Source organism: Candidatus Skiveiella danica (genome assembly GCF_022705245.1).
GTDB classification, from domain to species: Bacteria; Pseudomonadota; Gammaproteobacteria; order Burkholderiales; family Burkholderiaceae_C; genus Skiveiella; species Skiveiella danica.
On record NZ_JAKJEW010000098.1, the window covers coordinates 1 to 956 of the forward strand.

General features: G+C 67.1%; 1 protein-coding gene and 1 pseudogene. Both read right to left on the reverse strand.

All coding sequences use genetic code 11. The features are described from left to right. Positions 1 to 155, reverse strand: a pseudogene (locus ACMUOY_RS20190) (UDP-N-acetylmuramoyl-tripeptide--D-alanyl-D-alanine ligase); the annotation flags it as partial. Further along, positions 152 to 956 (reverse strand): Mur ligase family protein (locus tag ACMUOY_RS20195; protein WP_413894523.1); only part of this gene is annotated, 805 nt, incomplete at its 5' end. The pseudogene ACMUOY_RS20190 and the gene ACMUOY_RS20195, both read right to left, overlap by 4 nt.

Sequence of the window (956 nt, forward strand, 5' to 3'; positions counted from 1 at the left end):
CGTTCACCGCGCAGCGCGACAAAGAGGTCACCCGGCTCCAGCGTGCGGGTATCGGTATGGACACGTGATATGGCAACCGTCGCGTCTCCGACGAGGCGTCCGGAAGGAATCCAGTGCTGTGCCTGCTGCAGGGTCATCATGGCCATGGCGTTCATGTCGACGCCCTTTCGCCACGGTCTTGCTTCGCCGCAAGGGCCTGCAGCACGCCGAGCGCGAGGGCCTTGTCGGAAAACGGGCGACGAACGCCCGCCGTCTCCTGGTAATCTTCATGCCCCTTGCCCGCGATCAGCACGACATCATGGTCTTCTGCCTGCTCCAACGCCAGCGCAATCGCTCGGGCCCGATCCGCTTCCACCTCGACAGCTCGTCCGTCCGGCACGCCCCGCCGGATGTCGCCAATAATGGCCATCGGCGCTTCGGAGCGCGGGTTGTCGCTGGTGATGACGATCCGGTCCGCGCCCTGCTGCGCCACGGCACCCATCAGCGGCCGCTTGGCGGCGTCACGATCGCCGCCGCAACCGAACACCACCCAGAGACGACCCTTTCGTTGCATCGCCAACGGTCGTAGCGCTTCAAGGGCCTTTTCAAGCGCATCCGGCGTATGGGCGTAGTCCACGGCGACCAGCGGTCTCCCCGGCAGCGAAAGGCAATCCATGCGCCCCGGCACGGGCGGCAGCGCGCTGCAGGCCCGAACCGCTGCGCCCAACGGCACCCCCACCGCGCGCATGGCACCCAGAACGCCCAAGAGGTTGGACACGTTGTACTGGCCGACAAGACCGGTCTGCAGCCGGTGCGTCGCGTGGCCCTCGACGACGGTGAAACTCAAACCCTGCGCGTCGTAGCCCACATCGCTGGCCTGCAGGCGGGCGGGACCCCGAATGGAAACGGTCCACAGGTCGACGCCAGTGCCAGCCAGGGCGCGCACGATGCTGTCGCCCTTGGGATCGTCCATGTTG